General features: G+C 39.0%; 1 pseudogene. It reads left to right on the top strand.

Annotated elements, in window-relative coordinates:
* Positions 1-444 (top strand): annotated as a pseudogene (locus HCJ45_RS14835) (lipase); the annotation flags it as partial.
* Between the last annotated feature and the right edge of the window lie 154 nt (positions 445-598).

Genomic DNA, 598 nt, shown 5'->3' with positions numbered 1-598 from the left:
GGAACGTTTGCTGGAATGTTTACTGCTAATGGTTCAGCGAAATTAAAAGTGAATCCAGATATGGTTATTCAACAAGCAAGTCGATTGGATGATGTGTTAGCGATTATGCAACAGACTCAATATCGTATGCAAGATTTAGAAGAAGAAGTCATGAAAAGGTCTCGAAAGCTTCGAGCAGATTTAGAAGATGATACGAGTGAAGGCGCTCGTTTTAGTGAATTAACGGTATGGGATGTGGATGAAGCGTTAACAGAACGTGCGGTGAAGTATCATGAGGGTGTTTATACGTTTCATGACCCAGCTAAATTTGAAGCTTTTTATGCGTTAAATGAACAACAAATGAGACGTTTACGTGGTTTTCAAGAGGAATTAATTCAAGCGGCACAATCGATACGAGAGAAAGATATTTCTTTAGGGGATTGGATAGCTCATAATCAGCCATAGGAGGTTTATGTATGTATCAAAGTACGTATCAACGAGGCATGGAAATGGCAACAGGCAGTCGTTCTGGTGAATTATTGTATCAAGCAAAACAATTAAGAGAACGGCTAGATAAAGGGGATTTAAGTGACAAAGAACGAAGCAATTTAGTGATGGC

The organism is Listeria immobilis, from assembly GCF_014322845.1.
Taxonomy (GTDB): domain Bacteria; phylum Bacillota; class Bacilli; order Lactobacillales; family Listeriaceae; genus Listeria; species Listeria immobilis.
The sequence above is the reverse complement of the archived record's forward strand: the minus strand, read 5'-3'. Positions and strand labels throughout refer to the sequence as shown.